Annotated in this window: 18 protein-coding genes; 9 read left to right on the top strand and 9 right to left on the bottom strand. The window is 60.9% G+C overall.

Translation table 11 applies throughout. From position 1 onward, the window contains the following. Positions 1-2: 2 nt before the first annotated feature. From pelG to pelF, 7 genes are read left to right on the top strand one after another with little or no spacing between them, the layout of a single operon-like run. A complete protein-coding gene (gene pelG / locus EP837_RS00505; RefSeq protein ID WP_066523680.1) occupies positions 3-1,400 on the top strand; it encodes an exopolysaccharide Pel transporter PelG in 1,398 nt (465 codons plus the stop codon). After that, positions 1,397-2,245: an endo alpha-1,4 polygalactosaminidase gene (locus tag EP837_RS00510; RefSeq protein WP_066523691.1), complete on the top strand. Its 849-nt coding sequence runs from the start codon at positions 1,397-1,399 to the stop codon at positions 2,243-2,245. The genes pelG and EP837_RS00510 overlap by 4 nt, the downstream gene beginning before the upstream one ends. Further along, positions 2,242-3,984, top strand: a complete 1,743-nt coding sequence (locus EP837_RS00515) for a tetratricopeptide repeat protein (protein ID WP_066523693.1) — start codon at positions 2,242-2,244, stop codon at positions 3,982-3,984. The genes EP837_RS00510 and EP837_RS00515 overlap by 4 nt, the downstream gene beginning before the upstream one ends. Further along, positions 3,981-5,516: a hypothetical protein gene (locus EP837_RS00520; RefSeq protein WP_066523696.1), complete on the top strand. Its 1,536-nt coding sequence runs from the start codon at positions 3,981-3,983 to the stop codon at positions 5,514-5,516. Before EP837_RS00515 ends, EP837_RS00520 begins: the two co-directional genes overlap by 4 nt. Beyond that, positions 5,516-6,466: a hypothetical protein gene (locus tag EP837_RS00525; protein WP_066523697.1), complete on the top strand. Its 951-nt coding sequence runs from the start codon at positions 5,516-5,518 to the stop codon at positions 6,464-6,466. The genes EP837_RS00520 and EP837_RS00525 overlap by 1 nt, the downstream gene beginning before the upstream one ends. After that, on the top strand, positions 6,463-7,326 hold the full coding sequence (locus EP837_RS00530; protein WP_156518348.1) for a hypothetical protein: 864 nt from the start codon (positions 6,463-6,465) through the stop codon (positions 7,324-7,326). The genes EP837_RS00525 and EP837_RS00530 overlap by 4 nt, the downstream gene beginning before the upstream one ends. After that, the gene (gene pelF / locus EP837_RS00535; RefSeq protein ID WP_066523699.1) at positions 7,323-8,816 is read left to right on the top strand and encodes a GT4 family glycosyltransferase PelF; all 1,494 of its coding nucleotides are present in this window, start codon (positions 7,323-7,325) and stop codon (positions 8,814-8,816) included. The genes EP837_RS00530 and pelF overlap by 4 nt, the downstream gene beginning before the upstream one ends. Before the next feature lie 12 nt (positions 8,817-8,828). On the opposite strand, the gene EP837_RS00540 is transcribed toward pelF, so the two are convergent. From EP837_RS00540 to EP837_RS00575, 8 genes are all read right to left on the bottom strand, one after another. Further along, on the bottom strand, positions 8,829-10,145 hold the full coding sequence (locus tag EP837_RS00540; RefSeq protein WP_066523700.1) for an HlyD family type I secretion periplasmic adaptor subunit: 1,317 nt from the start codon (positions 10,143-10,145) through the stop codon (positions 8,829-8,831). Between the two features lie 76 nt (positions 10,146-10,221). Beyond that, entirely contained in the window at positions 10,222-11,967 is a 1,746-nt protein-coding gene (locus EP837_RS00545) for a type I secretion system permease/ATPase (protein ID WP_082919512.1), read from the bottom strand. Between the two features lie 112 nt (positions 11,968-12,079). Then, positions 12,080-13,534, bottom strand: a complete 1,455-nt coding sequence (locus tag EP837_RS00550) for a cobyric acid synthase (protein WP_066528415.1) — start codon at positions 13,532-13,534, stop codon at positions 12,080-12,082. A gap of 62 nt (positions 13,535-13,596) precedes the next feature. Beyond that, entirely contained in the window at positions 13,597-13,818 is a 222-nt protein-coding gene (locus EP837_RS00555; protein ID WP_066523702.1) for a hypothetical protein, read from the bottom strand. A 26-nt stretch (positions 13,819-13,844) separates the two neighbouring features. Further along, positions 13,845-15,104 carry an N-succinylarginine dihydrolase gene (locus EP837_RS00560; protein ID WP_066523704.1) on the bottom strand — a complete coding sequence of 420 codons (1,260 nt, stop codon included), beginning with the start codon at positions 15,102-15,104 and terminating at the stop codon, positions 13,845-13,847. Continuing rightward, a complete protein-coding gene (locus EP837_RS00565; RefSeq protein WP_066523706.1) occupies positions 15,101-16,120 on the bottom strand; it encodes an arginine N-succinyltransferase in 1,020 nt (339 codons plus the stop codon). The genes EP837_RS00560 and EP837_RS00565 overlap by 4 nt, the downstream gene beginning before the upstream one ends. A 13-nt stretch (positions 16,121-16,133) precedes the next feature. Then, positions 16,134-17,339: a hydrolase gene (locus EP837_RS00570; protein ID WP_066528416.1), complete on the bottom strand. Its 1,206-nt coding sequence runs from the start codon at positions 17,337-17,339 to the stop codon at positions 16,134-16,136. Positions 17,340-17,391: 52 nt separating this feature from the next. After that, the gene (locus EP837_RS00575; RefSeq protein ID WP_066523708.1) at positions 17,392-17,877 is read right to left on the bottom strand and encodes an RNA pyrophosphohydrolase; all 486 of its coding nucleotides are present in this window, start codon (positions 17,875-17,877) and stop codon (positions 17,392-17,394) included. A 183-nt stretch (positions 17,878-18,060) separates the two neighbouring features. On the opposite strand from EP837_RS00575, the gene EP837_RS00580 reads away from it, so the two are divergent. Together EP837_RS00580 and EP837_RS00585 are read left to right on the top strand one after the other, a co-directional pair. After that, positions 18,061-19,437 (top strand): cryptochrome/photolyase family protein, encoded by a 1,377-nt coding sequence (locus EP837_RS00580; protein ID WP_066523710.1) that lies wholly within the window; start codon positions 18,061-18,063, stop codon positions 19,435-19,437. 33 nt (positions 19,438-19,470) lie between these two features. Next, positions 19,471-20,736 carry an SAM-dependent methyltransferase gene (locus EP837_RS00585; protein WP_066523712.1) on the top strand — a complete coding sequence of 422 codons (1,266 nt, stop codon included), beginning with the start codon at positions 19,471-19,473 and terminating at the stop codon, positions 20,734-20,736. 3 nt (positions 20,737-20,739) lie between these two features. Here EP837_RS00585 and EP837_RS00590 read toward each other — a convergent pair whose 3' ends face one another. Further along, the gene (locus EP837_RS00590) at positions 20,740-21,450 is read right to left on the bottom strand and encodes an SDR family NAD(P)-dependent oxidoreductase (RefSeq protein ID WP_066523714.1); all 711 of its coding nucleotides are present in this window, start codon (positions 21,448-21,450) and stop codon (positions 20,740-20,742) included. Positions 21,451-21,540 lie beyond the last annotated feature (90 nt).

A 21,540-nucleotide genomic window follows, 5' to 3' on the forward strand; every position in this document is an offset into this window, starting at 1 on the left:
AAATGGCCGGCATCGGTTTCAAACTCGATCGACTTGCCAGGGAAGACGGGCTGCGGGGCATCGCTGGCGCAGCCTGTCACGGGGCGGTCATCAGTTCAGGCCCCTGGCTGATGACCGCCTCGGCCGTGCTCATCCTCAATGGATGGACGCGGTCTGCCATGGCTCCGGCCGACCACATGCTGCTTCAAACCAGCCTCGTCTACGCGTTCAGCATATCGGCGGTCGTTACCGCGCCGATCGCGACGGTCGCGACGCGCCTGGCGTCGGACCGCCTCTACATGGGCGATCGGGACGCGGTCCCTTCGATCCTGCTGACTGCGCTGCTTTGGACCACGGCCGCATCGCTGATCGCTGGCACGCTTCTGTTCGGCCTCGCGGCGGGGATGCGCCCGGACCTGTTTCTGCTGGCGACCGCCATGATGACGCTTTTCTCGCAAATCTGGATCGCTGGGCCCTTCCTCCATGCAACCCATCGCTATGCACCGATCTTCGTTGCTTATCTGACCGGGGTCGGGCTTGTCGCATCGGCCTTGTTTCTTGTTGCGCCCCGCGGTCCCGCTGCTGTGCTGGCGACTATCTGCGGTGGCCTGCTCGCGACATTGGGGTTGCTGCTCGCGGCTGTAAGGGAGGATTTTCCTTCGGTCCCGATATGGCGGCCGGATTGGCTCACGCAGAACCGTGGCGCGCTTGCGCTTGGCCTTGCTGGTCTCACCAACGCCGTGGCCGTGTGGATCGACAAATGGATGCTTTGGTGGGCGCCGGACAGCATGGCCGCCCTTGGCGCGCTCCGCGTCAATCCGGTGAATGACCAGGCGAGTTTCCTCGGCCTGCTGACGATGATCCCTGGGCTGACGCTGATCCTGGTGACGACGGAGACGCGCTTCGACCGCGCCTTTGGTGCGCTTATGGACCATTGCACCGGCACCGCGAACCGCCGCCGTATCGAAAATGCGCGGCGCAAGGTCGCCTTCGTCATCCGGCGGGATCTGCGGCTGCTGATGGTGCAACAGGCGATCATCGCCGCCTTCTGCTGGGTTCTCGCCCCGGAGATCATCCGGTTCCTCAACCTCGATGCGCGCGGTATCTTCGGCCTTCGTCTCACCGCTCTGGGCGTCGTCTTCCACCTCGTCGCGATCCAGATGAGCATCATCCTGTCCTATTACGACCTTTTCGGCCGCATTGTCGCGATATGGAGCGTGTTCATCATCGTCAGCGCCGCAACAACCTCCTTTTATAGCAGCGCGGGCATTGCGGGCTTCGGCTTTGGCTATCTGACCGGCGCAGTCGCTGCCGCCTCCGTCGCGGTCGCCCTCGTCGTAGAAGCGACAGTAAAGCTGACCTACCTTGTCTTCGTCGGCAACAACCCCGCCGTCGTCGGCCAAGCGAGGCTATGGCCATGACCCTCCTCCCTTTCCACAGACGCGATCTTTTCGCTATTTCCTTGATGGTTTTCGGTTTTTCGGCCGGCGCCTCCCCAGACGCTGGCCCGCAACTATGGGGCATCGACTATGGCGGCTCCACCGATCCCGCGCTCGCCCGCCGCTACAATCTCCTGGTCCTCGAACCCGGCTTCAACCGCCCGCTCGCACCTCTCCGCGGCAAAGGAGCGAAGCTCCTGGGTTATATCAGCCTCGGCGAAGTCCATATGGACCGCCCCTTCGCGCCCGCCCTCGCAAAGGCCGGCGCGTTGGGTGATCCCAACCCCAACTGGCGGGACGCCCGCTACGCCGACCTGCGCCATCCCGCCTGGCAAACCATGGTGCTGGACGAACTCGTCCCCACCATCCTGCGCAAAGGGTATGACGGCATTTTCATGGACACGCTCGACAACGCCGAAGCGCTTGAGCGCCAGAAGCCCGGTATGCTGGCAAGCGCAGCAGAACTGGTCCGGGCCATCAGGAAGCGCTTCCCCGGCACGACCATCATGATGAACCGCGGCTACGCCATTTTGCCGAAAGTCGTCTCCCATATCGACATCATCCTCGCCGAAGCCATGGCATCCCGCTGGAACTTTGCGGGAAAACATTATGAGATGACTTCCGCCGACGATTGGGAATGGCAGGCCGTGAAGCTCAACGCAGCTCGCGCTGCTAATCCCCGGCTGAACCTTATGACGCTGGATTATTGGGACCCGGCCGACCAGGCGACGATAGCGGCCCTCTATGCGCGCGAACGTGCCGCCGGGTTTCAACCCTATGTTTCAACGCTGGCGCTCGACCGGCTCATTCCGGAGCCAAGATCATGAACATCACGATGATACGCGGTCAGAAGATGGCCTATATGGGCCCTCTCCTTGGGGGCGGTCTGCTGCTGGCGGGCACGGCGCTCCTTCTTCCCAATCGAGGACAGATCGCAGACGCGATCCGCCGCGCTACATTCGTCGCCCCAGCACCTGCGGCGGTGTTGCCGCCCGCTACAACGGCTGAACTGATGCAGCGCTTCACCCAAGGCAAACCGCTGACAGAGCCCGACCTGCGCCATCTGCTTGCCGCTTCAACCTCTACCGCAAGCGGTCCGCTTCTCTCGCGCATGGCTAACCAACTGGAAAGGTCTGGCGGCCAGGCCGCAACTGACCGCATCACCTATGACATTCTCGCCAGCGGCCGTAGCGACGCTGCGCTAGCCTTTCTCGATGGCCGGCCCGATGGACGTTCATCGCCGCTCTGGCGGCTCCGCTTCGAACTGTATCGCAAGCTTGGGGACGATCAGGGGGCGATCGATCTGCTGCGTGCCGCAGTCGTGACTAAGGGAAGCGCGCCTTCGCGCGATATCGCGGAGGCTGCCTATGCGCTCGCCCGGCCGGATATGCTGATTACGGCGGCCGAACATGGCATCGTCCCTCCGCTCACCCGCACCCAATCGCTGGACCTCGCCTCATGGGCGAATGGTGAGAAGCGATATGAGTTGATCGGGCGGATCGATCGCGCGGGGACCCGTGCTTGGCGAGGGGATAATCCCTGGCTCGCCATGACCTTGGCGCAGCGGGCAGGGGATACCGCTTCGGCGTTGCGCTACGCCGCCCTGTTGCCTTCTGGCAGCGACGCGGCACGGGAAAGCATCCTGATCGCCTCGGGTGACAGAGGTGCCATGCGCCGCCTCCTGCTTGAGCGCGCCGCCACAGGCCGGGAAGATCGCGCAGCTGTCGCGCAACAATTGTTGGAAAAAGGGTTCCGTCCGGACGCCATTGCCCTGCTGCGGCAGCAGTCGGCAGGACGGGCAACCGGCGATCCTGCCGCTAACCGCATGCTCTACCTGATGGGACCGCGACCGAGTGCTCAGGACCTCGCCTGGCTTCGCGCGCGCGCCGTGGGCGATCCCAGATGGATTCCCGCCTATCTGGATCGCGAGCAGCCCGCACGCGCGCTGGCATTCCTGGAGGGGCGGTCCAATGCCACCGACACAGCAATTTTGCTCGACCGCATCAGGTTCGCCAGTGCCGCTCATGACGAGGACGCGGCCCGGAGGGCACTTGATCTCCTTCTCGACGGCCGCAGCCTTGATGCACCTGCGATCAAGTCCGCAGCCTCTGCACCTATGTCCGCCGCCATGGCGAGCCGCTATGCTCCCCGCCTTGCCCAAGCGCGCATCAGGGCAGGGCAAGCCCGACCCGATGATCACATGACCATCGCATGGAGTGCTTGGGACAGAGGAGATGCTGCTGGAGCAGCGGAGCAATTGAGCGCCTATCTGCGCGAGAGACCCGATGATCGAGCGGCGCTGCGGCTGATGGCAACGGCGAAGGCCAAGCTCGGCGGTCCTTCGAGCGAAAAACCGTGGCTCGCCCGCTTGCTGCCCCTTACTCCGGCCATATCGCGTGAGCGCGCGGAGTTACTCGCCAAGCTCGGCCGGACGTCAGAAGCGATCGCGCTGTTCGAGGCCCTGCGGCAACAATCGCCCGGTGATCGGCAGCTTGATATCCAATATGCCCGGCTGCTGATCGCTGCTGGCGATCCGGGCAAGGCTCGCAAGGTCCTGCGGCCATGATGGTGGCGGCTGCTCTGCTGCTCTCGGCGCCATCGCTGCCCGTTCTCAGCATGGCGATGCTGAGTGACGATGACGTCACCGCTCCGCAACCTGCGTCCGAGGAGTTGCAGGTCAGTTTGAGTTGGCCAGCGCCAGTCCACCTGCAATTGGAGCGCAACCCCTATGAACTGGTTGTCCGGTTCGACCGTCCCATTGGCGATGTGGCGATCAAGCATTTCGCTCAAGAGGCTGGCGCCCAGCTGGCAGACCTGCGCTGGAACGATAACAGCCTGGTGATGCGCGCGGCGTCGGGCCGCCGGATCGAGGGGGTGGTTGAGGGCAGCAGGCTGACGGTTCGCTTCCTGCCGGACAGCGCCACATCTGCGGCAATAGCGCCCCGTTCGCCTGAGCCTGCAGAAACTGCAGATCCTGAGCTCGAACTAGCCATTGCCCGCGCAGAAGCTGACGCCGCTTCAGGCTTTCCCGATATGGCCCGCCGCCGCCTGGCCCCTTTCGCGCAAAGATATCCCGCCGATAAACGTATCCAGCGGCTGATTGCAGACCTGGATGTTGCCGAAGGCGCTCTGATCCTTGGCGCTGCGCGTTATCGCGAAATTGCGGCCGACGATCCCTTTGCCCGCCGAACCTTGGCGGAGGCTGGCGGCAATATCACAGCAGCGGTGACGTTACGCGGCGGGAAGGTTTTTTCGCAAGCAGAAGGAGCGGTGAGCGGGCTGATCCCGCTGGGGCGGCGGGTCTCGGTCGGAGCAGGCTACCGCCATACACGAAGCAAGGCCGATGTCGTTTATGGCCCCACGGGCATCCTGACCGATGTGGTATCACATACCAGCATCGCCGACCTGCTGGCGAACGTGCAACTGGCGCGCACCGTCCGGCTTGAATTGCAAGGAAGCGCGCAACTGGATGAGAGGGTGGTTGGCGGTGGCGCACGCCTCTATGCGGGCCCGCCCGAACGGCAAGGGCGTTTGCTGCTCGCCTACCTGCCTGATGTGGCGACGCCTGAGCAATCGACCTTCGGCGGCTATGTCAGCCGGGCGGGCATTGGCGGCACGTTGAGGCTTACCCCGGAACTGTCGGTGCAGGCCGATGGCAACTGGAACGGCTATGGACTGCGGGGAACCGGCGATCGGACCCGCAGCATTTCGGTGTCAGGCGGGATCGATTATCTACTCCGCCGTCAGTCGCCTTCGCTCGCGCTCACTTATCGGCTCGATGCCGAATATATCGGCCGGATGCGCGCCCGGCCCAATGGACTTGCCTATATTCCGCTCAGCGATCGTGAGAATCATAGTTTCCAACTGGTGGCGGGAAAGTCCTGGACCAAATGGCAGGTCACGGGCGCAGCCGGTTGGACCTTTGACCGGCTAGGGAACACTGACGGGCCCACCGCCAACGTCAGCGCCACCGGGCGGCTCAGCGATGGATGGCGGCTTCAAGCGAGCGGCGGTGTCAGTTCGATCAGCCGCCCGGGCATATCGGGCCGCCAACTGTATCTGCGCCTGGCACTTACACGTTATCTCGGGAGGCTTTGATGTTGAAACAAAGGCCTATCTTCCTGCAGTGCGCCGAGATGCTGGTGATGTTCGCGGTGCTGATGGCGATCGATCATATGCTGCTCGACGCAGACGCGTTTCAGCAACTCAATCCCAACCCCTATTGGCTGCCCGTGCTGGCCATGGCGATCAGTTACGGCACCGGTATAGGTCTGCTGGCGGGACTGGTCGCCTCGGCAATATGGCTCTCGACCCCGCATGCCGGACTGGACATGCCTGATCAGCTGGAAATGCAGTTGCGCCTATCCATCATGCCGCTGCTCTGGATGGTCACGGCGCTCGTCGCAGGCGAGGTAACGGCGGTTCGCATGGCCCGGCTCGCGGCGCAGGATGAGCGCCATCAGGCGATGGACAATAATTGGCAGCGCCTGGCCGAGGTTATCGCCCGTCTTACTAGCATCAATCGCAAGCTACAGGTGCGAATCGCGATCGAGCAGCGGACGGTGAACCAGGCGGTCGCGGCCGCGGTGGGGCTGGCCGAACCCGACCCAGCGCTCCAGATCGATGCAATCGCCCGGCTGATCGCGCTGGCTGCCCAGACCGAGGACTTCACCTTCTACGATATCAGGGCAGGGCAAGTCGTCGCCCGTTTCGCGGGGCGGGATGCGGCAGGGCGGCCGGCTGACCTATCCCGGACGGCACTTGCCCACGCCATGATGGAAAATCCCCGGCCTCTGCATGAGGGCCATTCCACCGAGCAGGGGATATTGGCGCATTTTGGGCTGATCGCGCTGCCTGTGTTTCGGGACGAAGATGAGTTGGGCGGGATGATCATCATCCACAGCGCGCCCAACCTGCGCATCACTGAAGCACGTGTGGCTGAACTGGCGCATATGGCCGAGTTGTTTGGCAACTGCTCGGCACTGTTCGGTGGTGAGCATATGTTCGCGCAAGGGAAGTGGCTGGTTCCAGGAGGCAAAGTGGCGTGATCCGAACGCTCAGCCTCTGCGCATTGGGCGACATGGCGCTGCTACCCGCGTCTGCGTGGCTACCTGGAGGGGTGGTTGGGTTTGCTTTCGCGCATCTTGCCCTGACACTGACCGCGTTAGCGGTCTGCCTCGCGCGGCCGCCCGGTACGGCAACGGCACGAATGCTCGTCTTGCCAGTTGGTGCTGCCTTTGGGCCATGTGGTATGTTGTCACTAACCCTGCTGTCTCCGCATCTGTGGGTTCTCCGACGAAGGCGGCAGCTCACCTATCGGCCTCCGCGCACGCGCCGCTATCATGGCGCGAGAAGCATCAACCCGATCGAACGGCTCTCCCGCATCCTGGATGAGCGGATACGCTATCCCGAAGTGGACGAAGTAGGATCCCTGGCAGGAATGCTGCGCCATGGCAGCCTTCAGTCCCGCTACAAGGCCCTCGAAACGGTGGTCACCTCCTTTGAGCCGAGACTATCACCACTGATCATCATAGCCCTTTCGGACGAAGATCAGACCATCCGCGCTCTTGCTGCCGCAGCAGCAGCCCAGATCAGCTACAATCTGACGCAGCAACGCCAGGAACTGGAGGCGAAGATCGCTCCCAGCCAGAATATGGATGATCGCTACGCGCTGGCGATCTTGCTGGCGGATCATGGATGCCATAACCAGTTGCTACCACAAGCGCAGCGCATGCGTCTTTGTCAGGAAGCGGCCGCTCAGGTGCGCGAGATTGGCAAGATGCTCCCCGAGGATGATGTGCGGCAGCGCCCGTTGCGCACGATCAGTTCGCAGGTCGCGCTGGAAATGATCCATCACAAGGATGCGTCACCCAGGGCGCGCGCTCAGCCTCTGGAGGTCGCCACATGATGGACGACGGCGACGAGTGCGATGTGTGCCTGATCGTCGAGGGAGCCTATCCATTCGTTGTCGGCGGCGTTTCAAACTGGTTGCAGGACCTGATCCTCAGCATGCCGGACGTCCGCTTTTCCGTGATCGCGATCAAGGCTGGCGCTACGATTCAGCCCTGGCGCATGGTCCCGCCGCCCAATGTGGCGCAGATCATTGAAGTTCCGCTGATCGTAGAGCCATCGCCGCCGCGGCGCTTTCCGCCCAGGCAAATGCGGCTGATCGGCCGTTTATTGCTCGCATTTCTCTCCACTGGCGGCAAGGACGACCTGGTGCGGTTGACCGAGGCGCTGGCGAACCTGAAACCCACCCCAACGGCCGGTGACCTGCTCTCCAACGGTGAAATGTTCGCGGTGTTCACCCGTTATTATGACACGGCGTTCCGCTCCGCCTCATTCCATCATTTTTTCTGGGCGATGCGCGTGTTGCTGGGCGGCTTGATCAAGATGCTGCTGACGCCGTTGCCAAGGGCGCGAGTCTATCACACCATATCGACTGGGTTCGCCGGGCTTCTCGCTGCCCGCGCAGCCTATGAAACGGGACGTCCGGCCTTCATCACGGAACATGGCATTTATCTGCTCGAAAGGCAGATAGAGATCATGATGGCGGACTGGATCGGCGATCAGATCGATACCGGCCTTGCGCTGGATCGCGGGGGACATGACCTGCGCGATCTTTGGCTTGCCGTGTTCGAGACCTATACGCGCGCCTGTTACGATGCCTGCAACCCGATAGTAGCGCTCTACACCGCGAATAATGAAACGCAGCGGCGTCACGGCGCGCGTCCTGACCGTCTGAGAGTCATTCCTAATGGGATCGACCCGGGGAACTTCGCGCATATTGACCGTCTCTGCGATCCGGTGCGGCCGCTCGTCGCATTGATCGGCCGAGTGGTGCCGATCAAGGATATCAAGACCTTCATTCGAGCGGCGGCTATTGTTCTAGGCGATATGCCGCAGACCCGCTTCGTCATTCTTGGGCCGCTAGATGAAGACCCGGATTATGCTGATGATTGTGAGACGCTGGTGAAGGAACTCGGCATCGATGGCGCCGTCCGCTTTGAAGGACGCGTGAATGTGACGGACTGGATGCCGCGCATCGACTTATTGGTCCTGACCAGCCTGTCGGAAGCCCAGCCGCTCGTCATATTGGAGGGCGGGGCGTGCGGAATCCCTGCCATTGCGCCCGATGTCGGCAGCTGCCGCGAACTGATCGAAGGCCGCCGCCGGGGCGCCGAGCCGCGTGGCGGGATCGTCACTGAGTTGGTCAATCCAGATGATACAGCCCAGGCGATCCTGAGCTTGTTGCGGGATCCTTCGACGCGGCGAGCGATGGGCGAGGCGCTGCGTGATCGCGTCTTTAGTGACTATGATCGCAGCGCCATTATCGCGGAATATCGCAAGATCTATGAGGAATTGGGCGCGGCCCCGCGCTTTCCCGAACTCCAATAGCTTTCAAACCGATCAATGCTCGCGGAAAGACAGCCAGAGCAGCTGCGTGAGCGGCTCGAACACATATTGCAGGGCGGTGCGCTTGCGCAGAGGTATCAGCGCTTGGACCGGCATCCCCGCGCGAAGCGCGAAATCGCGGCCCCGCACCTTCCGGATCGCTTCCAGTTCCTTGGGCAGGACGGTGATCTCGGCAGTATAATAAGACAGTCCCGTCTTCTCATCCTGGAAGCTGTCGGCGGATAGGCGTGTAACCTGTCCAGTCATGATAGGCAGGTCGCGCTCATGCAGACTGGCGAAGCGAATCTGCGCGTTCTGGCCCGTCCGAAGATCGTCGATGTCATCCGGCGCGATCCGCGCCTCGATCACCAGCCCGGCGCGATCGGGGACCACGTCCATCAGCTTTTGTCCGGCGCCGATCACCCCGCCCACTGTGAAGACATTCAGACCCACCACCGTCCCGGTTGCAGGCGCCCTAATCTGAAGGCGGGCAAGCTGGTCCTTGGCCGCCCGATATTTTGGAAAAATTTCGTTCAGAGAAAATTCCACATCCCGCAGTTCCGATGCGGCCCGTTCCTTATAGGCCTTGACCGCCTCGAGCGACTTCAGGCGGTTTTCACCCCCCTCCGCCGCGGACCGGGCGATGCTTGCCGAGTATTGGCCGGACTGCCCCATCAGATCTGCGCGCGCCCTTTCCAAGGCCCGTATGCGCGATTTCGAGACGAAACCTTTCTCGGCAACGCCGCGCAGACTTTCCAGTTCGTCATTAATGAGCCGCGCCTGCTCGGCTGACGCGTCCAGTTGTGAACGATAGCCGCGTGAGGTTTGCCGGACCTGATTTGCCTGTTCACGCAGTGCCCCTGTCTGTGCTGACAGGACTGCCGCGCGGGCTTGAAACTGTTGCATTTGAAGCGTCATGGCCTCCTGCGCGTCGGCCTTGTCTTGTCCGGTGAAACCAGCGAATTCCGCTGGCCAGTTAATTGTCCCGGTTCCCAGCTGCTCGGCGATCAACCGCGCCCGCTGCGCCTTGAGTTCAATCAATTGAGCGCCATACATGCGCGCCTGTGCTCGCACCTCGGCGGCGGCCAGCTCCATGAGAGGCTGTCCCTGCGTGACATGCTGTCCTTCCTTCACGAAGATTGCACCGACGACGCCGCCGTCCCGGTGCTGCACCGTCTGCCGCTGACCAGCCACCGTGAGCTTGGCTGGAGCATATGCGGCGGCGTCGAGGCGGGCAAATGTTGCCCAACCGAGCAGCAGAACGAAAAAAAGCACGGCGACGATGATGCCAGTGCGCATGTCGGGATCGGCCCGGTCATCAATGTCCGTCATTGTGCCGCTAGGACCAAGGGCAAGAGGCCGGACAGGCCCGGTGACATTGTTCACGGGCAATCTCCTTTGATCATCTTCATGCTTCCGCGACCTTGACCGGATTTTGATCATTGGATCGGATGGCCTTGAGACGGCCGAGCACCTCGTCCCGTGGTCCAAAGGTTTCGATCCGGCCGTCGCGCATCACCATGATCTTATCGACCACGCCCAATATCCCCATTCGGTGCGCCACAACGATGACAGACGCGTTCTTCTTCTTGAGATCCGCCAGCGTGGCGACCAACTGCACTTCGCCCTCCGCGTCCAGATGTGCATTCGGCTCGTCGAGGAAGATGATGTGCGGGTTCCCATATAGGGCGCGGGCGAGCCCGACCCGTTGCGCTTGCCCAGCGGACAAACCGCGTCCGCCCCAGCCCAGCATCTGGTTATATCCGCCGGATAGCCGGAGGATCATGTCATGCACGCCGCTTGCCCGGGCCGCTTCCACCACTGCGGCATCGATCGCGCTTTCGTCGTTGCTGAGGCAGTTCTGGAAACGAGCGATATTGTCCCTGATGGATCCCGGGAATAGCGACGTATCCTGCGGCAGATAGCCGACATAGGGAGCAAGGCGTTCAGTGTCCCAGTCGCGGATGTCCGCTCCGTCGAACCTGATCGTGCCCCGATGTGGCCGACTTGCCCCCGACAACATGCGCAGCAATGTCGATTTGCCCGCGCCGCTCGGGCCCACGATCGCGATGACTTCGCCCGGCTCGACGGCGAAACTGATGTCGGCAAGGATCGCCGCCTCTTGGTTCGCGCTCAGCAATGTCACATGTTCCGCGACAATCCGGCCGGCAGGCGCCGGCAACTGTGTGAGCGCGATATCCGCTTCGCGTGCTGCGAGAAGGTCGTTGAGCGTCTCATAGCTGCCACGCGCCTTCACGAAGCTGCGCCATGTATTCAGTAACTGATCGATGGGCGCCAATGCACGGCCGACAAGGAAAGACGCCGCGAAGATCGCTCCTGCTGAAATGGCGTTGTTAACGGCCAGCCAAGCGCCCAAGCCCAGTGCAAGTGACTGTAGCGAAAGCCGGATGAACTTGCTAAGCGCCACATGACGCCCGCCCGCAAAGCTCGCTTCGGTCTGGAGACGCAGCATCGTCTGGCGCTCGGCCAGATGGCGGTGAACCAACGCCTGCCGCATTCCCAGCGCACGGATGATCTCCGCTCCGGCGAGCGTTTGCTCCTGGCTCACATAAGCCTTGCTTGCTGCTTCATTGGCGCGGGTCAGCGGCTGGCTGGTCTGCCGCTCATTCCTGAATGTGATAAAAAGCAGCACCGCGCCGCCCGCCACCGCCAACGCGGCTATTGCCGGATGAATGATGAAGCAAATGATCACGTAGATCGGGCTCCAGGGGATGTCGAAGATCGTCAGGATCGTCGGCCCGGTCAACGCTTGGCGAAGCGTGTCGAATTCGCGCAAGACCTGCTTGTTCATTGTGTCCGCGGTAGGGCCGCGCCGCATCAGGGTGGTGTCCAACAGAACTCCGGACAGCTGCCTGTCGAGCCGCACGCTGGCCCGGACCAGCAGTCGCGATCGCACAAACTCCAGCAGAGACAGCGCCGCAAGGGAGATGAGGAGGATCAGCGTCAGGAATAAGAGCGTCGTCGTCCCATGCTCCGACACGACCCGATCATAGACCTGCAACATGTAAAGAACTGGCGCGATATAGAGTAGGTTGAGCAACGCGCTGAAAATCAGAGATGACAGGAAATGCCGGCGGCAGGACGAAAGCGCCTGGGCCATGATATCCGATGGATGACCAAGGTCCAGCATCATGCCCGGCCCCCTACTATGGAAATTGCCCCGAGAACAGGAATCATAATGAAAAGGGAAGGGCGGCAAAATATGCCTAAAAGGATAGTCGCTGGGCCAAATGGGTCAGAATGGGTCACTGGCCCGTGGCGATCGCGATCATAGCGCGAATATCGGTATGTTCTTCCAGTTGCGCTGCTATCTCGTCGAGTGCCTGATTAACGGAGGAGTCATAATTCTCTCGCGCAGACTGCCCGCCTATGGTCCCCATCATCGCCCTGCGGAGATCGGTACTGGCGAACAACCCGTGGACATAAGTGCCGGATATTCGTCCGTCAGCGCTGATTGCGCCATCGGATCGACCGCTGTCCAGTTCTGCGAATGGTCGTGCGCAGTCAGGTCCGGTGGTGATGCCGACATGCATTTCATATCCGCTGAAGCTCTGCTCAACGGCACGCCCGCTCACACGTTCCAGGGATTTGGAAGCGGCTAACCGCGTCTCGACATCGAGTAACCCGAGACCTTGGATCGTCTCAGGCGTGCCCTCGATACCCTCCGGATCAGTGATCGTTCGGCCAAGCATTTGATAACCGCCGCAGATGCCCAAGATGGGTTTTCCCCGACGATGATGAGCTAGGATATCGATGTCCCACCCTTCCGATCGAAGCGCTCGAAGATCGGCGATCGTCGCCTTCGATCCCGGCACGACAATCAGGCTAGCCTCCGCCGGTATGGGCTGGCCGGGTGGTACCATGACAAGATCGACTGCCGGTTCCAGCTTGAACGGATCAAGATCGTCGAAATTGGCGATGCGCGGCAGGATGGGGCACGCGATCACCAACCGCTCACCGCTCTTTTCATTTGCTCGCTCCAGCACGACCGCATCTTCGCTCGGTAGTCTAGCCGTCGCTTTCAACCAGGGAATTACACCCAATCCCCGCCATCCTGACAGTTCCTCGATCTGGCGATAACCGTCCTCGAATAAGGCAGGATCGCCGCGAAACTTGTTGATCAGGAATCCACGGATCATCGCGGCATCGGCGGGATCGATGACAGCCTTTGTCCCTGCAATCGCCGCAATCACGCCGCCCCGGTCTATGTCGCCGACGAGGACCACCGGCACATCGGCAGCGCGAGCGAAGCCCATATTGGCGATGTCCCCCGCCCGCAGATTGATTTCTGCAGGCGACCCGGCGCCCTCGACCACAACGATATCGCACTGCTGGCGGAGCCGGTGATAGCTCTCCATTACCGCCTCGAGCAATTCGCCACGCGCTGTCCGGAAGTTCCCTGCGCCTAGAGAACCGCGAACCTTTCCATGCACGACCAGTTGCGAAGTTCGGTCGGCCTGTGGCTTCAGCAGTACCGGGTTCATGTCGCTGTGCGGCTCCACGCCCGCCGCCAGCGCCTGCAAAGCTTGTGCCCGTCCGATTTCCCCACCGTCGATGGTGACGGCGGCATTGTTCGACATATTCTGGGGCTTGAACGGACGCACCCGAAAGCCGCGATGGACGAGGGCTCTGCACAGCCCTGCGACCAACACTGATTTGCCGACGTCGGACCCTGTCCCCTGAAGCATGAGCGCAGCCATGACGGGCTCCTGCATGTGCTTGTGCCGCAGGTCAACTGCCGCGCTATTTGGAAAGAAGCCCTTCAGCCAAGCAAATGGCGCTGCAAGTCCACCGCGTCCAGGATCTTGCCGCCCGCCATGAACACGGAGCCCGTGCACGCCAAGGCGAGAAGGTGCCCGCCGGTGCCGGGATATTGCTGCATATAGACGATACCGCGCTCGGTAGCGCCGAGCGCAAGCGCGTAGATGACCAGGAACGCCTCAAACTTCGTCTTGATCGTGAAGAGGCGCTTAATCCGTTCCATCGGTCCCACTCGAGCGACGATTGGCTCTAGGGAATTAAGTCGCCCGAAAGCTGCAAATGGTCAACAAGCATTAACCACGATTGTTCGATCTGGGCAATGAGGCGTGTGTCCGCCAGCTCATCCGGAGCGATCTCTTCCGGCCAGTAGCGCGCGACAATAGCCGCGATTTCGTCAAGCTTCCCTTCGTGCACCAGAAAGCGCGGATCGACATTGGCGGGGTCCGCTACCACCCGCAGTCTCAGGCAGGCAGGGCCGCCGCCATTCGCCATTGATTGCCGCACATCGACGGGGACCAACTGCCGGATCGGACCATTGCCAGCGACCATCTGCTCCAGCCACGTCCAAACATTTCCAACACTCTTCGCCTCCGTCGGCAGGATCAGTGCCATGCCTCCATCGGGCAGTGTGACCAGTTGGGCGTTGAAAAGGTAGCTTTGAATAGCGTCAGCAAGACTTATCGCATGGTCGGGCACTTCGATAATCTGAGCAGCTGGCAGCAGGCTTCGTAAATCAGCATAGAGACGTTCCTTGTCGGCAAAGGCCCGTTCATGTGCGAAAAGCACATGTTCATTGGCGACAGCGACCACGTCATTGTGGAAAGCGCCCGCTGCAATTGCGTCTGGCGACTGCATCGCAAAAATCGTGCGGGCCGGATCGAGCCGGTGTAGCCTCGCCACTGCCTTGCTCGCTTCGATATGCTGACGCGACGGATATGGCCCGCCGGATTGTCCATAGACAAATATCTCAACACCGCGCTCCGCGTGGCGTTCGCATAACCGCATGTGGTTAGCGGCGCCCTCATCGCCAAAAGGGGCAGGAATGGGGGGATGAACGGCAAAAGCCTGCCGATCGGAAAAGGCTATCCGCAGTTGTGCCAGAGTCTGCGGCCACTCGTGGCTGCGGTGGGGCATGGTGACAAGGTTGGCGGCGGTCAAATGCGTGCGGCCATCGTCCGTGTCGGCAGCGGGTGAAACCGTCGCGGCGTTGGCCGCCCACATCGAGGATGCAGATAATGCTGCCGCCCGGATAGCCGGTTCCGCGTCGCTGATGTTCGTGCCGAGAGAGTCCAGCCATCGGCCATCGGGCCTCCACTGCGGTAGAAATATACCTTGAGATAAGCCAAGCTGCAGGTTCGCGCGCATTTTTTCGATGCCCTGCAGGGCGGCCGCACGGGGATGTGATACGGCTTTTGCATTGCGGGTCGATGCTAGGTTGCCAAGGCTCAGTCCGGCATAATTATGGCTGGGGCCGATCAGACCGTCGAAGTTGATTTCGCGAACCGTCATGCGCGCGCCACCATCGTGAACCGTTGTCCAATTTCCAGTCCCAGTCGCGCGGCACTCTCCTTGTCGATTGATATTGCCTCGCCATCGTTTCGGCGGACAAAGCCATAGGTACAGCGAAAGTTGGCAAGCTGTCCGGCGGCAACAAGCTGTTTTTCTCCGCCGCTGTCGTGGACAGCTGCCAATGCGACGTCCTGTGCGTGAATGATGGTCTGAAGCGAGTTGATCTGACCAACCATGGTGGGACCACCGTCAAAAATATCGACATAGCCGGGATCGCTGAACCCTTCCGTCTCCAGCATCCGCATCGCAGCGCGGCCGTTGGGATGAGGCATGCCAATCACGGACCGAGCGCTGTCGTTGAGCATGGCGGTGTAGATCGGCGTCTTGGGCATCAGATCGGCGATGAATTGGTTCCCATGGATAGCGTTGAACTCGTCCGCCTCCTGAAAGCTCATGCCGAAGAAGCGCCCAGCAAGCCCATCCCAGAAGGGCGAGCCGCCTGCTTCATCAATGACGCCGCGCAATTCCGCAATCACTCGATCTCCGAAACGTGAACGATGGTTCCGAATATAGAGATATCGGCTGCGGGCGAGCAGCAAGCCTAGACCTTCGGCTCGCTCGCGCGGGTGCAGGAACAGGCCCCCGACTTCGGTAGAGCCCTCAAGGTCCGTGACCAGCGAGAGCATCTGCGCGCGGAACGTGCGCGACAGCTCCCGGCTATGTTGCGTCATGACGCCCAGGCGATAGGAATAGAAGGGCGAGCTTTGACCTACCTTGCTGAAGATCTGACAGGTGCCGCGAACTTGACCCGTCGCGCTGTTCTCCAGCACCAGCACGATCAAATCGTCTTCGACCTCGTCGGTGTCCCGGTCCAGAGCGATTTCTGTTCTTTTCAGCTTTTGCTCGAGTGCATGTCGATCCGCTGGCAGGTTGGTGAACCCGCCTCCCGTTATTTTCGCTAGTTCATACAGGGTTTGAAGATCATCCAAACGCGCCGTTCGCATAACGAAGCTCAAGCTGGTGTCCTCCCTACAATCTGCCCTGTGCGATACGCAGCAGGGTCAGCGCAGAAAGCTGTGCCCGTTCGGCCAAGCTTTCGACGATCAGATATTCGCCGTCGCTGTGAATAGCGCCGCCGCGCACTCCCATCGTATCTACGACCGGTACACCGCACGCAGCGATATTGTTTCCATCGCATACGCCCCCAGTATCGCGCCATTCGATTTGCAAGCCAAGGTCGGCGCCACATTGCTTGACGAGCTTGAAGAGGCTCATCGCCTTACCGTCCATTGGTTTGGGTGGCCGGCCGAAGCCGCCATGTACGCTCATGCTCACGTCATGTTCTTGGGACACATCGGCGATAGAGCGTCTGATAAGCTGCTGCGCCGCCTCTTCAGCGTCCGCTGTTCGCGGGCGGAAGTTGACGCGCAGGATGGCCTTGTCGGGAACGACATTATTAGGTCCGCCGCCGTCTATCCGCGCCGGATTGCAAGTGAGGCCGGAGCCGCTGCCCGCTTTCAAGCGCAAGGCGAGATCTGCCGCGGCTAGCAACGCGTTGCGGCCTTCCTCAGGATTGCGCCCTGCATGAGCGCTGTGGCCTGTGACTATTATAGAGAAATTGCCGCTGCCCGCCCGCGCTCCAGCCAATGTGCCATCGGGAAGCGCAGGCTCATAAGTAAGGGCGGCAACCTTGCCGCGCGCTGTGTCGCGGAGGAGCCTTGCTGAAGAGCCGCTGCCCAATTCCTCGTCACTGTTGATGACGACGTCATAGCCGATTTTCGTGAAATCTGCAGAACCTTCCAGCGCCCGTAATGCCGCCAGCATGACGGCGAGACCACCCTTCATGTCCGCGACGCCGGGGCCATTAAGCGTATCCGTATCAGCCCATTGAACCGTCTGAAAAGCGTGATCGGCTGCGAACACCGTATCCATGTGGCCCGTAAGAAGCAGCCGGAAGGGTACATCCGGTCGTACCGAAATCAGCAGATGCCGCCCGGGGTGCGAACGCTCCAAGTGACCAGCCGGGCTGATCGTTTCGACCTCATCTGGGTCGATCAACCGGGTTTCCCCCGGCAAAATCGAGAAGGCATCCGTCAGCAGACCGGCGACGGTCGCTAATCCCGCCAGATTGCGCGATCCACTATTGACCGCAGCCCATTCCTGCACCTGGTTAAGCATCGGCGCAGCCGAGGCGCGTTCCATTAGCTCGCATTCGGACGACGATAGGCCGTTCATCCGCGCGAGCTTATCAGACACAGTGCCTGCTCTCCAGCGCAGTGAGCCTTCTTCAAATCAATGCTTTAAATTCCTGCAGGATATCCCGGTAAAGCTTGCGCTTGAACGGCACGATAACGTCCGGCAACGCCTCTGGATTGATCCACTTCCACTCGGAAAATTCCGGTTCGTGGGTAGCGATATTGATATCATGATCGCCGCCCAGAAAACGGGCGAGGAACCAGATTTGCCGCTGGCCGCGGAATTTTCCACCCCAGAGCTTTCCGACAAGCTCAGATGGCAGGTCGTAGAAATGCTCGTCGCGCGCTTTCGCGATGATCTCGACATGGTCACGCCCGATGCCAGTTTCCTCGCCCAGTTCGCGCAAAGCGGCTGCCTTCTCATCCTCGCCATCGTCGATGCCGCCTTGCGGCATCTGCCAAGCCTCGACTTCGCTGTCGATCCGCTGTCCGACGAAGACCTTCCCATCCATGTTGACGAGCATCACACCGACGCAAGGCCGGTATCCAAGCTCCGAATCATTTGGCACTGACGCCATGATGTCCCCTGACGATTATCTCTGCCGCCCGCTTTCAACCGACGGCGTTGTGCAGTGCAATGATAATCCTTGAAATGACGCCAGTCCATTAGCGAAAAGTTGCACCGCTTTGTTCGGACAGCTTTTTGCGCTGAATTGGGGCGGGGGATTGGAACAGTGCTCAACCAGTGGCAAAGCTGATACATGCCCGGCCCCGTCATCCTCTGGCTCCGTCAAGATCTCCGCCTCTCTGACCAAGCTGCCCTCGTCGCAGCGGTGAAAGAGGGACCGGTGATCCCCGTATATATCCTTGACGATGCCGCCCCAAAGCAGTGGACAATAGGGGCGGCGCAGCGATGGTGGCTGCACTATAGCTTGAAATCATTGGATGAAGGTCTTCGCCAGAAGAGCTCTCGGCTCATTCTGCGGCGTGGCGATTGCGCAGCGGAATTGCAGCGGCTGGCTGAGGAAACGGGCAGCCGACGCGTGCATGCGCTATCCCATTATGAGCCGTGGTGGCGAAACATCGAAAGAACTGTAGCGCAAGAGCTTGACCTGCAACTTCACGAAGGGATGCTGCTATTGCCGCCCGGCTGCGTCCGGACATCGACTGGGGGGCTTTATCAAATCTACACCCCGTTTGCGCGCGCCACGATGCTCCACATGCCTCCTCCCGAACCTCAGCCTGCGCCATCGCGCATTGATCCGCCTTCTGAGTGGCCAGCCAGTGATTCGCTTGATGATTGGGACCTCCGTCCCACCCATCCTGATTGGGCGGCAGCTTTCGCTAAAGACTGGGAGCCTGGAGAAGCAGGAGCCCGTCGAAACGTCGCGTCCTTTCTCGACGAAGTGAAAGACTATGATGTGGCACGCAATCTGCCGTCGGTAGAAGGGACTTCGCGGTTATCGCCTTATTTGCATTTCGGGGAAGTGTCTCCGGCCTACGTCTGGCATCGGGTCAGCGCCGCGCCGGGCGACGCGACGACCTTCCTCAAGGAGGTGATTTGGCGTGATTATGCGCACACCCAGATATGGGCACTGCCCGCTTATGGCTCACAAAATGCCAGACCGGACTTCAACAGGATACCGTGGCGCGACCTGCGCGAGGCCAAAGGCGATTTCGTCGCCTGGAAGAAGGGGCGAACCGGTTATCCGATCGTCGATGCGGGCATGCGGCAACTTTGGGCCACTGGCTGGATGCACAATCGCGTTCGCATGATCGCGGCGAGTTTTCTCATTAAACATCTGCTCATTGATTGGCGTCATGGCGCACGCTGGTTCTGGAACACATTGGTGGATGCGAACTACGCCAACAATAGCGTCAACTGGCAATGGGTCGCGGGAAGCGGCGTCGATGCCAACCTCTTTTCACGCATCATGGCGCCGTTGACCCAGTCTCCAAAATTCGATGCTGCAGATTATATAAGGCATTGGGTGCCCGAACTGGCGCACCTCGATGACAAGGTGATCCACGATCCCGACTCCCATGACGTACGCCCGCCCGCTTATCCGTCCAAACTCATCGGTCACCGAGAAGCGCGTGAACGAGCATTGGCCGCCTACCGGCAGAGCAGGAGGTGACAGAATGAAAGATCAAGGGGCAGAGGTGAGGGCATGAATGCGATAGACCCTCGGCGTGGACGGCGCGCGCTATCCGTACGGCATTCTCCGGTCGAACGTTCGGAGGGATGGACCTCACGTCTGGTCGCTCCACATCTTCATCGCCTGCTGGACCGGATAGACGCGGGACTTGAGAAGGGCAGTTTGGAAGCGGTGCTGCCCGACGGGAGCATCCGGATACTGGGTGGACGTGCGGACGGCCCGGTCTGCCAGGTCCGCCTTGTTCGTTGGCGCGCTTTGCTGCGCTTGATAGCTGGTGGTTCGGCTGGCTGGTACCGGGCATGGGCAGCCGGCGAGTGGACGAGTCCGGATCCAGTTCCCCTGTTTGCATTGTTCATGGCAAATGCCGTGACCCTCGGCAATGTGGCGCGTCGGAATGGGCCGGGACGATGGATTGGCCGATTTTTGCACTGGGCGCGGCGAAATGATCGCAAGGGATCGCGCCGGAACATCGCCTATCATTATGATCTGGGGAATGATTTCTACAGCCTCTGGCTTGACCGGCAAATGCATTACTCAAGCGCTCTCTTCCGCGATCCGGATGACCCGACCGAAAGCCTGGAAAGGGCGCAGCAGCGGAAGGTCGATGCGATACTGGACCGGCTCGGCCTGAAGGACGGCGGCAGCTTATTGGAAATCGGTTGTGGCTGGGGCGGTCTAGCTGAGCAAGCGATGGCACGTTGCCGCATAAGCTATGACGGGCTGACGCTTTCGGCGGAGCAGGCTGCTTATGCGCGCGAACGGCTGGGGCCAAGCGCCAATATCCTGCTGACCGATTATCGTGACGCGCAAGGGCAATTTGATGCGATCGCCAGCGTTGAGATGGTGGAAGCCGTGGGCCAGGAATATTGGCCAGCTTACCTTGCCGCTATATCAAGGCTACTGAAGCCGGGGGGTAGGGCTGCTGTCCAATATATTTTGATCGATGACGCTATTTTCAGAAAATATGCCCGCAGCGCAGATTTCATCCAAACCTATATCTTCCCAGGCGGCATGCTGATTTCCGAGAGCCGCTTCCGTGCACTCGCGGCCGCTAATGGGCTCGCCTGGCACGAGGTGACCCATTTTGGCCTGCACTATGCCGAAACGCTGCGGCGTTGGAGGGAGCGATTCGATCTGATTGTCGATCGTGGCCTGCTCCCCCCTAGCTTTGACCAGCATTTTGTCGCGCTCTGGCGCTATTATCTCATGTATTGTGAAGGCGGCTTCCGGGGCGGCATGATCGACGTCGCGCAAGTGACGCTAGTAAAACCGAACTAAGCGTCAATCCACGCGGTGGTGGTAGCCGTTGGGCCGGTCGGTCAGGACAAGATCGACAATGGCTTGGCCGACCACTTCGGGTCCTTTGAGCGTCGCCGGATCTTCGCCCGGGAATGCGCGCGCGCGCATCGCGGTCCGCGTGGCGCCCGGATCGACGATATGCGTGCGAATCGCGGAGATATTTTTCACCTCCTCGCCATAGGCGCTGACCAGCGTTTCTAATGCGGCTTTGGACGCGCCATATCCGCCCCAATAGGCGCGCGGTGCGGTCGCGACGGATGATGTGACGGCGATCACGCGCGCATTGGCACTGGCGCGTAGCATCGGATCGAATGCGGCGATCAGCGCCTGTGGCGCAGCTATGTTGAGTGTCAGCAGCCGTGCAAATTCCTTCGCATCAATTGCGGGCACCGCAGCCAGACTACCCAGCGTCGCGGCATTGAGCACGAGAACGTCCAGCGCCTGCCAGCGGCCCGACACTGCCTGCGCAAGCCGCCCGATGCTTTCGCCATCGATCAGGTCGAGAGGCGCTATGGTGGCATTGCCGCCTGCGCTATGGATGTGTTCTTCAACTTCTTCCAGACCAGCGACCGTCCTGGCGGTCAGGATGACATGCGCACCCGCCGCACCCAAGGCTTCGGCGGTTGCCGCACCAATGCCCCGACTAGCGCCAGTTACCAGGGCAAGCTTACCGGAAAGAGGAAGAGTGGACATGAAGCATCCTGTTCGCCCGTCTCCACCGAGAGGGCCGGTTCGTTAGGTGAAATTGGTGGCTACTCAGAGCGAGCAGCCAACCCGAGTCGG

Origin of the sequence: Sphingobium sp. EP60837, assembly GCF_001658005.1 — a bacterium.
Taxonomy (GTDB): domain Bacteria; phylum Pseudomonadota; class Alphaproteobacteria; order Sphingomonadales; family Sphingomonadaceae; genus Sphingobium; species Sphingobium tyrosinilyticum.

What these genes read in the sequence shown, in the direction of transcription:
- EP837_RS00510 (WP_066523691.1), top strand. Translation starts at nt 1,397, where the DNA reads ATGACCCTCCTCCCTTTCCACAGACGCGATCTTTTCGCTATTTCCTTG.
- EP837_RS00520 (WP_066523696.1), top strand. Translation starts at nt 3,981, where the DNA reads ATGATGGTGGCGGCTGCTCTGCTGCTCTCGGCGCCATCGCTGCCCGTT.
- EP837_RS00545 (WP_082919512.1), bottom strand. Translation starts at nt 11,967, where the DNA reads ATGATGCTGGACCTTGGTCATCCATCGGATATCATGGCCCAGGCGCTT.
- EP837_RS00515 (WP_066523693.1), top strand. Translation starts at nt 2,242, where the DNA reads ATGAACATCACGATGATACGCGGTCAGAAGATGGCCTATATGGGCCCT.
- EP837_RS00555 (WP_066523702.1), bottom strand. Translation starts at nt 13,818, where the DNA reads ATGGAACGGATTAAGCGCCTCTTCACGATCAAGACGAAGTTTGAGGCG.
- EP837_RS00585 (WP_066523712.1), top strand. Translation starts at nt 19,471, where the DNA reads ATGAATGCGATAGACCCTCGGCGTGGACGGCGCGCGCTATCCGTACGG.
- EP837_RS00580 (WP_066523710.1), top strand. Translation starts at nt 18,061, where the DNA reads ATGCCCGGCCCCGTCATCCTCTGGCTCCGTCAAGATCTCCGCCTCTCT.
- EP837_RS00575 (WP_066523708.1), bottom strand. Translation starts at nt 17,877, where the DNA reads ATGGCGTCAGTGCCAAATGATTCGGAGCTTGGATACCGGCCTTGCGTC.
- pelF (WP_066523699.1), top strand. Translation starts at nt 7,323, where the DNA reads ATGATGGACGACGGCGACGAGTGCGATGTGTGCCTGATCGTCGAGGGA.
- EP837_RS00590 (WP_066523714.1), bottom strand. Translation starts at nt 21,450, where the DNA reads ATGTCCACTCTTCCTCTTTCCGGTAAGCTTGCCCTGGTAACTGGCGCT.
- EP837_RS00550 (WP_066528415.1), bottom strand. Translation starts at nt 13,534, where the DNA reads ATGGCTGCGCTCATGCTTCAGGGGACAGGGTCCGACGTCGGCAAATCA.
- EP837_RS00540 (WP_066523700.1), bottom strand. Translation starts at nt 10,145, where the DNA reads ATGACGGACATTGATGACCGGGCCGATCCCGACATGCGCACTGGCATC.
- pelG (WP_066523680.1), top strand. Translation starts at nt 3, where the DNA reads ATGGCCGGCATCGGTTTCAAACTCGATCGACTTGCCAGGGAAGACGGG.
- EP837_RS00560 (WP_066523704.1), bottom strand. Translation starts at nt 15,104, where the DNA reads ATGACGGTTCGCGAAATCAACTTCGACGGTCTGATCGGCCCCAGCCAT.
- EP837_RS00525 (WP_066523697.1), top strand. Translation starts at nt 5,516, where the DNA reads ATGTTGAAACAAAGGCCTATCTTCCTGCAGTGCGCCGAGATGCTGGTG.
- EP837_RS00570 (WP_066528416.1), bottom strand. Translation starts at nt 17,339, where the DNA reads ATGAACGGCCTATCGTCGTCCGAATGCGAGCTAATGGAACGCGCCTCG.